Annotated in this window: 12 protein-coding genes and 5 pseudogenes; 13 read left to right on the top strand and 4 right to left on the bottom strand. The window is 63.9% G+C overall.

The genetic code is table 11. The annotated features are described in order from the left end of the window. Positions 1–974: 974 nt before the first annotated feature. The 3 genes and pseudogenes from IPG97_07185 to IPG97_07175 all read right to left on the bottom strand — a co-directional run bounded on the left by IPG97_07185 (position 975) and on the right by IPG97_07175 (position 3,320). A pseudogene (locus tag IPG97_07185) lies at positions 975–2,101 on the bottom strand (transposase family protein). An 18-nt stretch (positions 2,102–2,119) separates the two neighbouring features. Then, positions 2,120–3,076, bottom strand: coding sequence for an IS30 family transposase (locus tag IPG97_07180; GenBank protein MBK6856324.1), 957 nt, complete (start codon positions 3,074–3,076; stop codon positions 2,120–2,122). A gap of 85 nt (positions 3,077–3,161) precedes the next feature. Further along, positions 3,162–3,320, bottom strand: a pseudogene (locus tag IPG97_07175) (transposase). Between the two features lie 335 nt (positions 3,321–3,655). Here IPG97_07175 and ilvB point away from each other — a divergent pair. The 11 genes and pseudogenes from ilvB to IPG97_07120 all read left to right on the top strand — a co-directional run bounded on the left by ilvB (position 3,656) and on the right by IPG97_07120 (position 11,411). After that, positions 3,656–5,377: pseudogene (ilvB, locus tag IPG97_07170) on the top strand (biosynthetic-type acetolactate synthase large subunit). 71 nt (positions 5,378–5,448) lie between these two features. Then, positions 5,449–5,964: pseudogene (ilvN, locus tag IPG97_07165) on the top strand (acetolactate synthase small subunit). 125 nt (positions 5,965–6,089) lie between these two features. Beyond that, positions 6,090–7,119 (top strand): annotated as a pseudogene (gene ilvC, locus IPG97_07160) (ketol-acid reductoisomerase). A gap of 958 nt (positions 7,120–8,077) precedes the next feature. Next, the gene (locus tag IPG97_07155) at positions 8,078–8,878 is read left to right on the top strand and encodes an RHS repeat protein (GenBank protein MBK6856323.1); all 801 of its coding nucleotides are present in this window, start codon (positions 8,078–8,080) and stop codon (positions 8,876–8,878) included. Next, a complete protein-coding gene (locus IPG97_07150) occupies positions 8,871–9,221 on the top strand; it encodes a hypothetical protein (protein MBK6856322.1) in 351 nt (116 codons plus the stop codon). The genes IPG97_07155 and IPG97_07150 overlap by 8 nt, the downstream gene beginning before the upstream one ends. Before the next feature lie 87 nt (positions 9,222–9,308). Further along, a complete protein-coding gene (locus IPG97_07145; protein MBK6856321.1) occupies positions 9,309–9,524 on the top strand; it encodes an RHS repeat protein in 216 nt (71 codons plus the stop codon). A gap of 232 nt (positions 9,525–9,756) precedes the next feature. Then, complete coding sequence (locus IPG97_07140; protein MBK6856320.1) at positions 9,757–9,930, top strand: hypothetical protein; 174 nt, start codon at positions 9,757–9,759, stop codon at positions 9,928–9,930. Positions 9,931–9,937: 7 nt separating this feature from the next. Then, entirely contained in the window at positions 9,938–10,129 is a 192-nt protein-coding gene (locus IPG97_07135; GenBank protein ID MBK6856319.1) for an RHS repeat protein, read from the top strand. Positions 10,130–10,171: 42 nt separating this feature from the next. Further along, complete coding sequence (locus IPG97_07130) at positions 10,172–10,381, top strand: hypothetical protein (GenBank protein MBK6856318.1); 210 nt, start codon at positions 10,172–10,174, stop codon at positions 10,379–10,381. Between the two features lie 194 nt (positions 10,382–10,575). Continuing rightward, the gene (locus tag IPG97_07125; protein ID MBK6856317.1) at positions 10,576–10,887 is read left to right on the top strand and encodes a hypothetical protein; all 312 of its coding nucleotides are present in this window, start codon (positions 10,576–10,578) and stop codon (positions 10,885–10,887) included. Further along, positions 10,884–11,411, top strand: a complete 528-nt coding sequence (locus IPG97_07120) for a hypothetical protein (GenBank protein ID MBK6856316.1) — start codon at positions 10,884–10,886, stop codon at positions 11,409–11,411. Before IPG97_07125 ends, IPG97_07120 begins: the two co-directional genes overlap by 4 nt. Before the next feature lie 1,948 nt (positions 11,412–13,359). Here IPG97_07120 and IPG97_07115 read toward each other — a convergent pair. After that, positions 13,360–13,605, bottom strand: a complete 246-nt coding sequence (locus IPG97_07115; GenBank protein ID MBK6856315.1) for a hypothetical protein — start codon at positions 13,603–13,605, stop codon at positions 13,360–13,362. Between the two features lie 1,899 nt (positions 13,606–15,504). Between IPG97_07115 and IPG97_07110 the strand changes: the two genes are divergently transcribed. Next, the gene (locus IPG97_07110; GenBank protein ID MBK6856314.1) at positions 15,505–15,828 is read left to right on the top strand and encodes a hypothetical protein; all 324 of its coding nucleotides are present in this window, start codon (positions 15,505–15,507) and stop codon (positions 15,826–15,828) included. A gap of 6 nt (positions 15,829–15,834) precedes the next feature. Next, positions 15,835–16,323 (top strand): PLP-dependent transferase, encoded by a 489-nt coding sequence (locus IPG97_07105; GenBank protein ID MBK6856313.1) that lies wholly within the window; start codon positions 15,835–15,837, stop codon positions 16,321–16,323. Positions 16,324–17,077: the final 754 nt, after the last annotated feature.

The following is a 17,077-nucleotide window of genomic DNA, read 5'->3' as shown; positions in this document are numbered from 1 at the left end:
GCAGCAGCCTCTGCCATGTCGGGGCGGGTTAGTGCAGGCGTGAGCGGCCATTCACCCGAGCACCGAACTCCTCCGTGATGTATTGGCTTCCTGGCGTCCCAAAGTGGAGGATCCGGTTCTCGGAAAATGTTGATCTATCTGTATATTCAACTGATGAACTGAAGATCGTGTTTTCGTGCAGTCGTCCTCTGAATTGACTTATAGGGGCAATCCCTCAAAAGTGGCTTGCACCGGAGAGGGGCGATGGGGACCCAGTTGTTGGCCTGGGCAACGCGTTTCTGAGGCGTCTTCGCTCCCGCATGAGGCCAATCACAAATGCCTTCCTCCACGATGTCGACTATGAGAAGAATTGTCTGGCGTGGAGTGGTTACTGTCTTTCGTCAATCATGCCTATGGGTTGAGGCATTGCAGTTGAATGCCTTGATGAGCTTTGCACTCTTGCTACATCAGACGAAGAGTTGCAGCATTATGCGGACTTCGTTGGGGGGAACCACTGCGTCGTTCCAGGTAAGGATCGACTCCATTGATCTCGGGAATCATTGACCGTTGGTAGGGCGGGCCCTCTATCTGGACGCGACCAACCCTGAGGCTAGTAGTCAAGGCCTGGAGGCCTGCCCTCGCAAGTGAGCCTCCTCCGGCGGGTTCCGGCAGTCAGTGCGCGACTACCTGTTCAGCGATGAGTCTGTCCGATTCTGCATCAGAACAGTGGCGGTTGTTAGTTGGCATAGAAGCGGCCGGTGGCGCGGTCTCAGGTCTCTGTTTGGATTGGCGAGCAGTTGACCCGCGGTTCCTGATGGCAGGTGATGACAAAGGACGTAAAGCCGCGGATTAGGAACGGAGCCGGCGCCCAGCCAGCCGGACCCATGTCCGGTGAGCGCCGACGCCAAGCGTGGCGCTCTTTCGAGGTGGGTGAGGCACGTCATCTCGGCCGAGGTGCCTCACGTGAAAGTGAGCGCGTGGGGGTTGGTGGTGCCTCACACACTTTGAGCGCTTGAGGGCTTGCGTTTGGTGGGTGTCAATCGGTTGATCGACGGTTGTAAGGATTCCAGATCGAGGGGCTTCGCTGCGGCGATGGCTTCGGTCTTGGCTCTAGCGGTGGCGGCGGTGAGCTGGGCCTGGATGTGGTTGATCTGGCGAGTGAGGTCGGCGGGGTTGGTGCCGTGGATCCGGGCTTGGACCTCAGCGATGCGGTTCTCGGTGAGGATCTCGGCGTCGAGACGCGCTGCCAGGGGGTCTTGGGGTCGTCGTAGACGCGTCGGCGCCGGCCGTCTGGGCCGGTGCGGTAGTCGAGGGGTTTGCGGGTCGGGGTGAAGAAGTTCAGCCGGAGCGACACCAGCGGCCACAGCTCGTTGAGCAACGTGAGTTCTTCGGGCGTGTCGTAGCGCCAGTAGAAGGCGTGCTTGCGCACGACGTGGTTGTTCTTGGACTCGACGGTTGCCTGGTCGTTCTTGCGGTAGGGCCGTGATCGTATCTGGGCGATGTCTCGGTCTTGGAGCCACCCGGCGACGTCGTGGTTGATGAACTCTGATCCGTTGTCTGAGTCGAAGCTGACCAGCGGAACGGGAAACTGGCCTGCAGGTCCTCAACAGCTTGGGGATCCACAGCGAGGCGTTGTTGCGGATCGAGGTGTTCTCGGTCCAGCCGGTGACCATGTCGGTCATGGTGAGGGTGCGGGCAAACTCACCGATGTAGGTCGGTCCGCAGTGCGCGACCGTGTCGGCTTCGATCGCTCCGGGGCGGTCATCGCGTTCGTCGCCGACGGTTCGGATCTTGATCGAGTTGCGCAGCTTCGGCGCCGCCCTTGTTGTGGAGATGCCTTTGATCCGCATCCGGTCACGGGCCGGGCGCAGGTAGCGGTCCACGGTGGCTGCTGACATCGCCATCAGTTCGGCCCGGGCGCTTCTGTGCGAATAGCCTGTCCAAGTCGCCGGCCGCTTCGAGCAAAAGGAAGCCACAGGTCGCGCATCACCACGAAGTACTTCCCACATGGCATGCCCATGAGCATCCACACGTGCTCGAGCAACAGCCGGGTGTCGTCGCTGTATAGGCGGGATTTCACCGAGCGCTTGTCGATCTGGTCTTTGGGGTCTGGGAGCTGAGGGACGGCAGGTTCCAGGATCTAGTGCGCGGTGCGTGCAGCGTAGACGTGGTTGGGGGTCTGCCAGTGGAGTGATCGGCGGGGTTGGGTGTTGAGGATGTGGCAGATGTGGTCGAGGTGGGCTTGGGGGTGGATGGAGAGGTCGGTTCCTTTGGGGAGCCAGAACCGGAGTTGGCGGTTGCCGTTCTCGTTTTGGCCTCGTTGCCAGGGCGAGTGGGCGTCCGCGAAGTAGAAGTCGATGCCCCAGGCCATGGCGATCAGAGCCCATTTGGCTAGTTCTGATCCTCGGTCCCAGGTGATGGACCGGGCGTGGCTGGCGGGCATTCCCGCTACCCAGTCGTCGAGCGTTCTGTAGGTGGTGAGCGAGTCGTGACCGCCGGGCAACGCGAGCACGACCTGGGTGCGGCTGACACGTTCGACCAGGGTGATCAACGCGGACCGGTTCCTGGCCCCGATGATCAAGTCGCCTTCCCAGTGTCCGAACTCGCTACGGTCCTCGACCTCGGCGGGACGGTCATGAATCGAGGTGAAGGCACCCAAGACGTGAGTGCTGGTCTGGGATCGACGCTGGTTGCGGCCTCGGCGACGGTGCCGGCGGGTGCGCAGCACTTCGGTGGGTTTAACTTCCAGCAGTCCCCGGTAGATGCCCTGGTAGATCGTTTCGGTGGCGATCCCGCCGATCAGATGCGCGGTGCCTGCCGGGGAGTACCCGGCAGTGAGATGGCTGGTCACCTTGGCTGCCAGTTCGGGTTCTGTGACGAACCGGCACTCACGTCGGGGCCGCTTGTCATGAGTGGCCCGTTGCGCCGTGCTTGCCCGGTAGCGGTGGCGGCCACCGTTGGCGTCGACATCGCGTTGGACCGTGGACCGGTGTCGACACAAGACCCGGCCCAGCTCGGTCCACGAGACCATCGGGTTCTCAGCCAGGCACCGGCTGATCTCCTCGCGTTCGGGCAACGTCAAGCGCGTGTAGGCCATGATGGGAATCTCCAGCAGTCAGTGCGATGGGTGAGTGACCCGACCATCATGGCCGGACACCGCGCACTGGCTGCTGGAACTCGCCGCCACTCAGCAAACGACGAGCAGTCGAGCGGCCCATCCCGGTGGTGTCCACGACCTGATCCAAGATCTGGCCCTTGTCAGCCTTGGAGCCTCTGCGGTATGCGTCGCGCAGCTTGTTCGTGACCTGACGTCGAGCAGCCATGTCGATCTTGCCTTCCATTAAGAGGCAAGCCTTCTCCCAGGCCTGGGATCATGCGCTCAAAGTGTGTGAGGCACCAAACATCTCCAAGCGCTCAAAGTGTGTGAGGCACGTCGTTCGCTTGCCAGGGGGAGGGTGGGGGGGCATACTGGCGGGGATGACGTTCTCGACCCGACTTGTAGTACGCCCGTAGCGCACGTCGTCTTTCCCACCTCGTGCGCCCCTCGACCTCCCCAACGGGAGGTCGTCGCAGTTTTCGGGGCCGGATGCGGACCCGCCAGACTGCAACCGGGGCTACGCACCAGCGACACCCGACACCAGCCCCAACCAGCTCCAAACCTTTCCCGGAGAACCTGATGCAGCTCAACGGAGGCCAGGCCCTCATCCGGGCCCTCGAGATGGAGGGCGTCGAGGTGATCTTCGGCCTGCCCGGCGGCGCCATCCTGCCGGTGTACGACCCGATCATCGACTCGCCGATCCGCCACATCCTCGTGCGCCACGAGCAGGGCGCCGGCCACATGGCCGAGGGCTACGCCCACGCCACCGGCAAGCCCGGTGTGGCCATGGTGACCAGCGGGCCCGGTGCCACCAACATCGTCACCCCGCTGGCCGACGCCTTCATTGACTCGGTCCCCATGGTGTGCATCACCGGCCAGGTGCCGACGGCGGCCATCGGCACCGATGCCTTCCAAGAAGCCGACATCACCGGCATCACCCAGTCGGTGACCAAGCACAACTTCTTGGTCACCGAGGCCCAGGACATCCCCCGGGCCATCCGCGAGGCGTTCCACATCGCCACCACCGGCCGCCCGGGCCCGGTGCTGGTCGACATCCCCAAGGACATCGTCGACCCCACCAACCCCGGTCGGCCATGGAGTGGTACTGGCCGACCGACGCGGAGTGGCCGCCGGTCTGCCGGGCTACAAGCCGACCACCACCGGCCACCCCGCAAGATCAAGGAGGCGGCCGAGCTGATCCTGGCGTCGCAGCGGCCCGTCATCTACGCCGGCGGCGGCATCCTCAAGGCCAGGCCGCCGAGGCGCTGCGTGAGCTGGCCGAACTGCTGGACCTGCCGGTTGTCACCACGCTGATGGCCCGCGGCGCCTTCCCCGATGACCACCGCCTGTGCCTGGGGATGCCCGGCATGCACGGCAACTACACCGCCATCATGTCGATGCAGGAGTCAGACCTGCTCATCGCCCTGGGCAGTCGTTTCGACGACCGGGTCACCGGCAAGGTGCCCGACTTCGCCCCCGAGGCGAAGATCATCCACGCCGACATCGACCCCGCCGAGCTGGGCAAGGTCCGCCGGCCCGACGTCCCCATCGTGGGCGACTGCAACAAGGTCATCGTCGAGCTGGTCGCCGCCATCAAGTCGCTGCTCGAGGCCGACACCACCAAGCCCGACATCACCCCGTGGTGGGCCACCCTGACCGGCTGGCAGGAGCGCTACCCGCTCACCTACGAACCCCCAACAAGAAGGTGACGGCCTCAAGCCCCAGATGGTGCTGGAAGCCCTGCGCGACGCGGCGCCCGAGGACTGCATCGTCACCAGCGGCGTGGGCCAGCACCAGATGTGGGCCAGCCAGTACTGGACCTTCCGCCATCCCTACACGTGGATCAACTCCGGTGGGCTCGGCACCATGGGCTTCTCGGTCCCGGCCGCCATCGGGGCCAAGGTCGGCCGCCCCGACCGCATGGTCTGGGCCGTCGACGGCGACGGGTGCTTCCAGATGACGGCGCAAGAGCTGGTCACCGCCGCCGCCGAGCGGATCCCGGTCAAGATCGCCATCCTCAACAACGCCTACCTGGGCATGGTTCGCCAGTGGCAGGAGATGTTCTACGAGGAGCGCTACTCCGAGGTGTACCTGTCTCCCGACCTGCCCGACTACGTGAAGTGGGCCGAGGCCATGGGCTGCGTGGCCTTCCGCGTCGAACACCCCGACGACATCGCACCCACCATCGAGAAGGCCAACGCCATCGACGACCGCCCGGTGGTCATCGAGTTCCGCACCGACTCGGCCGAGAAGGTGTTCCCGATGGTGCCCGCCGGCAAGACCAACTCTGAGGTGAAGGTGCCCCCGTTCCAGAGGGTCCGGCCGGTGCATCCAACCAGGAGGAGGCCAGAGGCGAGGTCCGTCACCACACCCTGTCGGTCCTGGTCGAGAACCGGGCTGGCGTGTTGGCCCGGTGGTCAACCTGTTCTCCCGCCGGGCCTACAACATCTATTCCCTGGCGGTGGCCCCCCACCGACGACGAGCGCTTCAGCCGCATAACCATCGTGGTCGACGTCGAATCGGCCCCGTTGGAGCAGATCGTCAAGCAGCTCAACAAGCTCATCAACGTGGTCAAGATCACCGAGCTGGACCCCCGCCACGCGGTGGAACGCGAGCTTCTGCTCGCCACGGTCCATGCCTCGGTGGCCGAACGTCCCCAGGTGGCCGAGGTCACCCGCATCTTCGAAGGCAAGATCGTGGCCGTCAGCAACGAGGCCCTCACCGTGTCGCTGGAAGGGCATCCTTCCAAGATCGACGACTTCGAGGAGCTCCTGCGCCCGTTCGGGATCGTGCAGCTCCAACGCACCGGCCGCGTCGCCCTGCCCAAGCTCGACCGCGAACCGGCCCGCCTCCACGCCGTGTCGGGCATCAAGCCCAAGGTCTCCTGACCAATCCTTTCGCCCGGCCCCCGCGTCGGCGTCACCGAACAGAGGCCCGGCCATCTGGCCCACAAGGCCTTCGACCACCAGAAACAATCCCCTGAACGCCCTTCCCCCCCCCCGAACGAGAGAAGATGGCCAACGTCTACTACGAGAAGGACGCCGATCGGTCCAAGATCGCCGGTCGCAAGGTGGCGGTGCTCGGCTACGGCTCCCAGGAGTCACGCCCACGCCCTGAACCTCAAGGAGACGGGCATCGACGTGCGCGTCGGCCTGCGCGACGGTTCGTCGTCTCGGGCCAAGGCCGAAGCGGCCGGGCTGAAGGTGCTCACCAACGCCGAGGCCGCGGCCGAAGCCGACGTGATCATGATGCTCCTGCCCGACACCGAGATCGCCGAGGTCTACGCCCGTGACGTGGCCCCCAATCTGAACGAGGGCGACGCCCTGTTCTTCGCCCACGGATTCAACGTGCGCTTCGGCTACGTGCAGGCTCCCGCCGGTGTCGACGTAGCGCTGGCTGCCCCGAAGGGCCGGGTCACCTGGTTCGCCGCACCTACACCGAGGGTGGCGGCGTGCCGTGCCTGATCGCCGTGGAGCAGGACGCCACCGGCGGCGCCGCGACCTGGCTCTGGCCTACGCCGATGCCATCGGCGGTACTCGGGCCGGTGTGATCGAGACCACGTTCACCGAGGAGACCGAGACCGACCTGTTCGGTGAGCAGGCCGTGCTGTGCGGTGGCCTCACCGCGCTGGTGCAGGCCGGCTTCGAGACCCTGGTCGAGGGCGGCTACCAGCCCGAGATGGCCTACTTCGAATGTCTGCACGAGCTGAAGCTGATCATGGACCTCATGTACGAAGAGGGGGATTGCGGGCATGCGCTACTCTCCATCTCCACCACCGCCGAGTACGGCGACCTGGTAACCGGTCCCGCATCATCACCCCCGGCGGTCAAGGCCGAGATGAAGAACGTCTTGGACGACATCACCTCGGGCCGTTTCGCCGAGCAGTTCGTCAACGAGGTGAAGAGCGGTGGCTCCAACTTCGATGCCCTGCGTCGCAAGGTGCCGAGCACCAGATCGAGACCGTCGGCAAGGAACTTCGCTCGATGATGCCGTGGATCTCCGCCGGCAAGAAGTCGGTCACCGAGATCTCTGGCGGCGACTGACCGCGCTGATGTTTGTGGGAGCTCCGGGATCGGGCCTTGCGTCTGTGACCGCCTGACTTCGTGTCCTGGACGGGACATGGCGGCCCGCTTCCGGAGTTCTCACTTGCACCGCCCTGCGAGGCGGGCCTTTGCGATCGCCCATCATCGAGCAGGTCAGCGCGTGGTCTAGGAAACTAGGCCGCTCGAGTAGAGCTCACCCGTCCGTGGCCGGGCAGCGGCTTTCGCAGTGGGACCAGATGCTCAAGAACCCACCCATGGTGCCGATGGCTTTCCGATGTTGAACGCGAAGGTGCCTCACTTGAGCTCTCTCTCTCTCTCTCTCTCTCTCTCCGCAGATTCCTCGGGTGTGATCGTTCCGTAGCGGTCGGTGGCGACGGTCGGCTGCGTCGGCGCTCGTTTGTTGTGTATGTGGGCGTGTTGGTTCTGGGGCTCGTCGGTGGAGTGTTGGTGCCGATGCCAGCTTCGGCTGCGATCAAGGGCGCGGTGTTACCGTCGGATGCGCCCGAGTTGTGGTGTACGTCGTCTCAGACGGTCAACACCTATCACAATGGGGGTCCTAGGTCGGGGACCAGTTACGTAAAGGTGTGGGATTTCCTTGGCATGGGTGCAGTGGATGGGCCACCGCCGTATCCGTGGGTGGAGGTTGGGCCGCGTGGCAATGACGACATGTGGACGAACCATGGCGCCTCGGGCGTGTTCGCCGTGCAGATCTGGTCGGAGCGTTCATTCGCCGGGGAAAAGTTCGACTGGAACGCGCACTTGGTGTCGGCGGGAGGGAACGGTGACCTACCGCCTGCTTGTCCCAATGGTCTCATCCCCGAGTCTGAGGGCCTTGGCAAAAATCCGTCTTCTCGCAATCCATGTGGGGATCCTGGCGTGGGCGATCCGATTAGTACTCGGACTGGCAATCTCCACATGCCGGTGGTTGGTTTTGGGGGTTGATGGTCGTGGTCCGTCCATGGCGGTGAACCCCACCTACAACTCGTTGGAGGCTGACACCGTTGGGTCAGCGGGGTTCGGCTGGTCGACCGAAACCGACATGCGGGTGATCTCTCAGGGACAGAACCGTGTTGTTGTCCAGGAGAACGGTACGACGGTCGGGTTTGCCCCGGACGGTCTTGGGTGGAAAGCGCCGGCTCGGCTGGTGGCGACCCTGGCCGAGACCCCAGGTGGCGGATGGGAGTTCACGCGTCGTCATTTCGAGCGTTTCGTCTTTGATGAGTCGGGAAGGTTGGCGGAGGTTCGGGATCAGTTCGGCAACGAGACTCAGTATGTTCGCGACGGATCTGGGCGGGTGCAGTACGTGGATGACTCGGCTGGCCGCCGTCTCGTCTTCGGGTGGGTCGGAGCCCGGTTGGATTCCGTAGCCGATCATCCCTCGGTTGGAAATCGGTCGATCCATTTCGACTACGACACGGCTGGAAATTTGACGTCCTTTGTGGATGTTGGTGGCGGTCTTTGGTCCTTTTCCTATGACGGTGACCACCAAATGGTGTCGATGCGGCGACCTGCTCAACAGGGTGGGCCTGCTGATGCGCTGATCCGGAACACCTACGACCACATGGGTCGGGTTGTTGAGCAACTCGATGCTCTTGGCCAGGCAACCCGGCTGAGCTACTCGAACCCGAGGCCGGCTCTACCACGGTCACCTACCCGTCTGGGCGCCAACAGATCTTCGAGTTCGATGATTCTGGTTGCAGCGCCGTCGTCTCAGCACCGGGCAGCGAGTTGGAGCAGGGAGGTGTCCTACGTTGCGTGATCCGGTGACGTTGGCGTTGGAGCAGGTCACCAGCCCGGCTGGGGTGGTGGTGTTCGAGAATGATGCTCGTGGGAACCGGGAGATGGCTAGGGATGCGTCGGGGCGGGTGACTCGTTGGACCTACAACTTGTTTGATCAGGTGACGTCGGTGTCGGTGGGTGAGACCGCGGCCCCGTTGCCAGCGTCGACTGTGAATGTGGTGACCTCGACGGTTGCCTATAACGCTGATGGGATGCCCGAGACGGTGGTCGATGCGGTGGGCACGCTTGATGAGGCGTCGACGTCGTTGGTGTATGACCCGGTGCACCGTGATGATCTGGTGGAGGTGATCGGACGGTCGTAGCCAGCACTGGGCGTATTCCTATGATCCCGGAACTGGGGACATGGTGTCGGTGACGGACCCGTTGGGGAACAAAGACGTCGATGGGCTATGACCCGATCGGGCGTTTGGAGTGGTGGTTTCCCGAAAGGCAACCTGGTGGGCGCTGACCCTGGCCTGTGGAAAACCAGGTTGGTGTCGGACGAGTTTGGTCGGGTGATCGAGGAGACCGACCCGTTGGGGAACCGGGTAAAGACCGGGTACGACCTGAACGGGAACATGGTCCGGGTGGAGACCGGGTTGTCTGCGACGGTCACCACAGGGTGATGTCACGACCTATGGGTATGACGAGGTGGATCGTCTCGAGGTGGTGGATCCACCCGGTCCGGGGCACGGAGCTACGAGTATGACCCTGACGGACGCCGAACCCGGTTCGTGAACGAACTGAACGGCGAATGGGTCTATGGCTATGACGGGCTAGGGTCGTCTCGAGTCCGTGACCGACCCGGTCGGGGGAGGTCACCTCCTATGGCTGGAACGGTGAGGGCCACTCGGGTCGGTGACCCAACCCGGCGGCAACTGCGCTGCCTCACCCAAGACCGGCTGCGTCACGCACGCGCATGACCTTGCGGGCCGCCCGACCGGTGTGGACTACGCCGATACGGCCACCCGAGACATCACCGCCATCACCTATGACGCTGTGGCCGCCGCACTCCGCGTCGCGGGGCGGTGACACTGAGATGTGGGTGTGGGATCAGCGTTCCAGGTTGAAGTCCCACACCGACGTGAATGGTCGTTCCACGGGTTATGGCTGGGATGACACGGCGAACCTGACCTCGATCTCCTACCCCGGGCCAGTCCACACCGGTGACCAGAGACCTTCGATGATGCGGGACGGTTGGAGTCGGTCATGGATTGGGCTGGCCGGCTGACCACGTTCTCCTATGACCAGAACAGCAACTGGTCCGGAAACGGTGTTCCCGTTTCTCCGCAGAACCGAGGACGTCTACCGCTTTGATCGCGCTGACCGGATGGTCGGCGTGTCCCTGGAACCGCGTTCCACGGTGCTCGGCGGCCTCCTCCTACGGGCCCCGGGATTTGAAGGCCAGGTCACCACCGTCACCGGCACCGGCGTGGTCGCCGGTCGGAACCAGTCGTGGTCTATGACGACCGGGACCGCCTGACCGCGACTGGCACGGAGGGGTTCGGGTTTGATGCGGCCACGAACCTGGGTCGACCAGGATGGGGTGTTGCAGGTGTTCGACCCCGCCCAACGCCTGTGTTGGACATCTGCAAACCGTCGAGGGCGGTGATTGTGGGACCCCCACCTGGCTGACGCGACCACCTACGGTTATGACGCCCGCGGAACCGGACCTCGATGACTCATCCGTCGGGAACGACCGCGACCTTCGGGTTCGATGCCGAGAACCGCATGACTTCGGCGGTCCTGCCGACAACATGGCAGGACGACACCGCCCGCCAATACGTCCCAGTCCCCGCCGCCCGCATCGTCGACACCACCACGGGTGCCGGAACCTGTGACGGTGCGCCGTGTGCCCGTATTGCCGCGGGTGATCCGGTGGCGGTGAAGGTCACTGGTGTGGGTGGTGTGCCGGCTACGGGGGTGACTGCGGTGGTGGTGTCGATCACTCCGCATCGGGCACCACTGGCGATGGCTGGTTGGAGGTGAACCCGGCCGGTGACGCCGCCGCAGGCACGCTCCCGCTCAATGCTGGGCAGACGTCGGCGCAGACGGTGACGGCGAAGGTCGCAGCCAACGGCACCATCGTGCTCGCTTCAGATGTTGGGGTGGATGTGTCGGTTGATGTGGTCGGGTATTTCCGGGTCCCGTCACCGTGGGTGCCGGCCCTGAACTACTGGCCGGTCACCCCCACAGTCACCGCCGAATCAGCATCGGGAACAGGTGTGTGTGACGGCTCACCGTGCGGGACGCTCCCCGCGGGTGAAACCGACATCGCCACCGCCGGACGAGGCGGGATCCCAGCCACAGGCGTGAACGCAGTCACCGTGTCGATCCTGGCCCAGAAACGCGCCTGGTGGCCAGGTCCGAGTCGCACCTGCCTGGGGACGGCAGCAGGTGAGTTGGTGCGGAAAAGGGCGGTGTCGGTGCCGCTGGGTGTTCACCGTGCCCCCAACCTTGACGGGACGATCACTTGGAAACCGCTGGCGCCACCAGCATCAGGGTGGCGGTGACGGGATACGGGAGGATTCCCACCGGAACCGACACCGGTCTCCGGCCTGGATCTTCCGGACCCCCCACCCGCCTGGTGTACTACCACGCCACCGGTGTCTGCGACGGCGACTCCGTGAAACGCTCCATCGAACACACCGGTCGAAGTTCAGGCCACCGGGCAGGGCGGGCTTGTCGGGTGAGATCATGGCGGTCATGGTTTGGTCACCGCTACCGTCCCGACCGGCACGTTGTCTCTCGGCGTTGGGACAACCAGGCCGACGGGTGGCGGGATCGTGGTGTTCGACCGCCTAACACGTCCGCCGCCACCAGTCATCCCGCTCACCGCACCGGACGTTCACGATCAGATCAGTGGACCCAACTGATGTCGCGATCGATGCGATCGGCGTGTTCAAGGCCCGAGGCGGACCTGGCGGTACGGATACGACTCCACCGGCATGGCACCATGCAAACAACTCGACAACACCGCTGGCACCGGTATCGAGTGGCGTAAAGAGAACACACCTGGACCATAGCGCTTGGTCTGCCGTTGCTGTGGCGGAGCATCAAGGCGCAGAGCGCGTATGCTGACCTACGGCCGGGCGGGACGCGATCTATCGGGTCAACACCTCCGGAAAAGTCCACTTCCCACCAAGACCACCAAGGCTCCACCAGACTCACCACCAACGCCAGCGACACACCTGCAACACCACCACTACAACGCCCACGGTGAAATCCAGCCAACACAACTGGTGGCTCGAACAACCCCTAGCCGGATACACGGCCAATACCACGACCCCGAAACCGGCCACATCCACCTACGAGCCCGCCACACGACCCCACCACCGGCCAATCTACATCCGTAGATCCGTTGGTCACAGTCACTGAGGAACCATACGGATACGTGGGCGGCAATCCCGCCAATTGGCAAGATCCATCCGGTAGATTCTGACTCCCGGGAACGAGTTACTGCATAGACATAGCCGACTTGCGTGCCATGGATCTGCTCGCGATTAACATGGTGGAACTATTCAAGGGACTATCTATACCCGTTTGATCGCCCCGGTCTAGTTGCCACAGCAACGGCTACTGCCTTCTGCCTCGTTCCAGTTGTTGACGGGCTGAATGTGCAGTTGTTAGCACAGCCGCTTTCATGGCACGGGCGGGTGAGCGGATCAGGCGGCGTGGCGGCAAACAACGAGTGCGATCGGAACACGGCAGAATCCCCGGACGGATTGTTGTCGTATATCACCGTGGCCTGATCGGCGGCTCATCTTCGACGGGTCGGTGCACTCCGAAGGCCTGCCGCTAACAAACAGTGGAGTACGCAGGCAGGATCATTGGTGCTGGCTATGACGGGGTCAGTACCGTCAGTTGATAGCCAGAACAGAACCGTAAGAGAGGCGACGCGGGATGTTGATCAAAGGTTGTGCCCATTGGCCGTCGATTAGAGTGGCGTGATGCGTGATGGTAAAGAGTCACTTCAACAATCCAGGTCGCGGTGGGTGGCTTGGTTGAATAGTGCACTTAGCCTAGTAATCGCGGTTTGTGGTCCACTTCATAGGAAGGTATCTTGGCGCGTAAGGATTCACGGCGGTAGGGTGCGTTTTTGGTATCGTGGGTTGAGGCATTTCTGCAACGGTGTGCGGAGAAGGCGTAATCACGGATGTCGGGGTATTGATTCGGCGCTACGCATGGGAAGACATCTCATCAGCTTCTGTTGGGCATGGCGTAACAGGTATGGCAAGCGGTGAGAGAACGGTTCGAACTCAATCTTTGGATGGGAGGGTTGTTGTATTTGGAACACTGAATGCGGTGCGATTCGGACCTCGATACTGAAAATGAGGTGCGAATGGCTGTGAAGTCCGTTAATGACTAAATAGCCCTCCGTGCGTCGTGGGGTGGTGAGGGCGAGTTCCAGGTTCTAGTGCGTGCAGTGACCTGACGGTGTGTGTAACCGGGTAGTCATGGCTAGTTGGTGGCCGCTGTGATGCGGTCGTGGTAGTGGATGGACAAGATGTGCAGGATGCGTTTCCAGCCGTTGATCCGGCCGGTCGGGTTCTGTGCGGTTCTGTGCTTCTCGACCCCGGCCTGACGCCGGACAGGCGAAGCTAACGAAATATCGACACCGAACAGCGCCCCAGCCAAAACGACACTGGCCGTGCCGGGAAGCCGACCTCGGCCTTCCTCACCCAGCGGGTGATGCTGAGGGACCATCACCCCACCAACGGCACGTCCATGCGCCGGCGGACCTCCGCGACGTAGCGGCGCACCGTCGACTCACCCACCACGACCCCGTGCTCCCGGTCAGGCGTTGCCACACCCGCCGGGCCGTGTGCCGCTGGTTGCGTGCGCAGTCCGGTCCGCGCCCAGCCAGCCATCGATGACCGTCTTCCACGATCCAATGGCGATGGCTACCGCCGGACGGCGCCTTGCGATCTGGTGGCACTGCCGACGACAGCGCCTGGCGCACATCACGATGCACCCCTGAACCGCCTCGCCAGCTCCCGAATCGACAACCGTTCGCGCCATGCGCCTGCGGATCTGCTCTCGTACAATCTCACCTCGACCTCTTGGGCATCACCTACAGTCGACGGTGCCAGCTTTCACCAGTGGACCCCACAGGTGGGGCCAAATCAGGTGAGCACTACCCGCCTGGTGGAAGCCAGATCAGGTGAGCACACCCAGACATTTCCAGGAGTTCCCGTTCAACCGGGAGTTGGAACTCCCGAAGTGCCGCCCTTGAACTCCGGTTCTGCCGGCAGTGCAACCCCGGGAGACGGAAGGAATCCACCCACGAGTCATCGGGAGGACGACCCTCCGCTTCGCATCGACGTAATGCGGCCGGTCCAACGCCGCCCGCTGGACAAGCGGAAGCCGGGCCCGACGACCCTGATCGGTTCGACAAGGCTGCCGCGCACCCAGCCCGGCGGCTCGATGAGTTGCGGTCTACTGGCTCGATCAGGGTGAGCTCTCGAAGTTCACGGTCGGCTGCGCTGACGATGACCTCGAACCACCGAGGTTTTCCTGGCCAAGGAGCTGGTAGCTCCATGCCAGGGTTCACAGAAGCTCACCGGTGCTTCCCACCATTTCGCCAATCCGGGAGCGCAACTGTTGCGGTTCGTGCCAGCAGAAAGCTGGCTACCGAGCCCGGATCGCCCGGGCTCGACCACCAGGCCGATCCCGATGTCACGGCTTTCGCCCAGGCCGCGAAGGGAGCAGCAGGGCGCCGGTGTCGCGAAGCGAGGAGGTGAGCCGGAGGTCTCGTGCGTGGCGAACACCACGTCCACGACCGGTCGCGGTACGAAGCCCCTGACGGCCGTAAGGTCCCCGGAATTGAACGATCACCAGCGAAGCCACCGACATCCCGGGACGGATCGAGGTACCTGGAACACCACGCCGACTCCGGCCGATGGCCTTGTGAGCATGGGACACCGGTCGCGTGATCGGGGCCTGGAGGCGAGGACTTCGGTCCATTCGAGGTCCACGGCGACGAACTGGCCGGGATGGGGCCCGAGGAGCCTGCTTCTCGGGCGTGCGCCTGCTCAGGCGATGAAACGGGCCAGGCGGCCGCCAGTTGGGGTGATCATCCGAGCCGGCCCACCGTAAATCCGAGTCGTTCGGAGGATCCGGCGTGCCTGCGCTGATGAACTCGCTGCGATCTAGCCCGGTTACAGCGCCAATGACCTGCTTCGGCGGGAACCGGCGACCACCACGATCACGTAGTGCGCCTGATTCGGGTCTGGGTGATGCCTGCACGGCGGGCTTCTGACCGCACTACGAGTGAGATCGAAGGGGGGCGTCGGGCGATCGTGGCCTGAACCGAGACCGCCATGTTCTTATTCTGTTCTTATCGGCGTCGATCCGTCAATCGGTCGTGCGACCCGCCCCGTTCCGTCAGGGTTGGGGTGGAGACACCTGCGCGACGGGAGGGGGGAGGCGGATGAACGCAGGCCAGCTTGGTCGATATCGGTAGAGCTGGGACCATGGTCGTCGCCCGTCGACACCACGGGGCCCACTGGCGGCGGTCGCCCCAACTCACCTGAGAATCCGAACGCCACGAAAGTTGACTAACCAGGTCGGGAATCGTTTCGAGGTCGCGCTTATGGTGCGGCCATGACTGATGCCAACCGGGGTTTCGAGACCCGCCAAGTCCACGCCGGTGCCGCTGTCGACCCCACCACCGGGGCCGTGGTCACGCTGATCTACCAAACCACCGCGCACCAGTTCCGCGACTCAAGCACGCCGCCGACCTGTTCGCCCTGGGTGAGATCGGCAACATTCACACCCGACTGGCGAACCCCACCCAGGCCGTGGTCGAGGCTCGGGTCGTGCGCTGGAAGGGGCCCGGACACCGCAGTGGGTTCACCTGGGGCCTCGGCCCTGGCTTCGGGTCATGCGGCGTCGACCACCATCTTGAACTCCGGCCGGGGCCGGTGACCATCGGTGGCCTCGGCCGCCTTCACGGCGGTAAGTACCTACAACCTGTTCCGCCACGCGTTGGCCAAGATCGGCATCGACTTCACCTTCGTGGAAGACCCCGACAACCTCGAGGAGGAGGGCGGCGGTTTTGCCCAACACCAAGGCGTCCTTCGGGGAGAGCATCGGCAATCCCATGAACAACTTCTTGACATCCGGGGCGTCGCCGACGTGGCCCACGAGGTCGGTGTGCCGTTGATCATCGACAACACGGTGGCCACCTCGCGGGCTGATCTGCCCTTCGAAAGTACGGTGCCGACATCGTGGTCCACTGGCCACCAAGTTCATCGGTGGTCACGCCAACTCGATCGGCGGCGTGCTCGTCGATGCCGGTTCGTTCGACTTCTCGCCAACGACCGTTTCCCCGGCTTCACCGAGCCCGACCCCACCTACAACGGTCTGAGCTACTGCCTGCGTTGGGGCCCGGGTCCCACGTCATCAAGGCCCGGTTCGTGATCCTGTGGGACTACGGAGCTGCGGTCAGCCCGCGTTCAACGCCTTCATGTTCGTACAGGACTGAGACGCTGAGCCTGCGCATGGAGCGCCACAACGCCAAACGCCCGGCCGTGGTCGACTTCTTGACGGACAATTTACGCAGGTCGAGCGGATCCAGTACGCCGGGCTGGCCGGTTCGCCCTGAGACCAGCGGGCCACCGAGTATCACCGGTGGCAACGGTTTCCGGGTCGGTTCCGGCCTTCGTCATCGCTGGGGTCGCGACGCCGGGGCTCGTTTCCTGCGGGGAAGGCCTGACCTCCACCACCTTGTGCACAACCCAAGCGACGTGCGTAGCTTGGACATCCACCCGTCCACCACCCACAGCCAGCTCACCGACGATGGAACAGCGCCTCGCCGGCGTTGACCCCGGCCTGGTGCGACTGTCGGTCGGCACATCGAGACGGTCGCCGACATCATCGCCGACCTCGAGCGGGGTTTTCGCCGCCGCCGCTGGCTGACCGTCGGCACAACTACCGATATGACCTCGGCCGCCCGGACTCGGGTCTCGGCGGCCGAGGTGGCCTCGAGCCCCGGCGGATGGCGGGCCGCCGGAGACGGCAGCAACGAACTGAAAACAACGAGCACAACGCCGCTTCATTTGCGGCAGGTGCCGGAGCATCTGTCCGGTCGGGGTTGACTAGGGGAGGCGGCAACACCTCAGGGGTCCGCCGTTCCGGCCTCTCCCTCCAGGGTCAGGTCGGCGGACCCCGGCGC

The sequence above is a fragment of the Microthrixaceae bacterium genome (genome assembly GCA_016702505.1).
Lineage (GTDB): Bacteria > Actinomycetota > Acidimicrobiia > Acidimicrobiales > Iamiaceae > Aquihabitans.
This window is presented reverse-complemented; position numbering and strand designations above follow the sequence as displayed.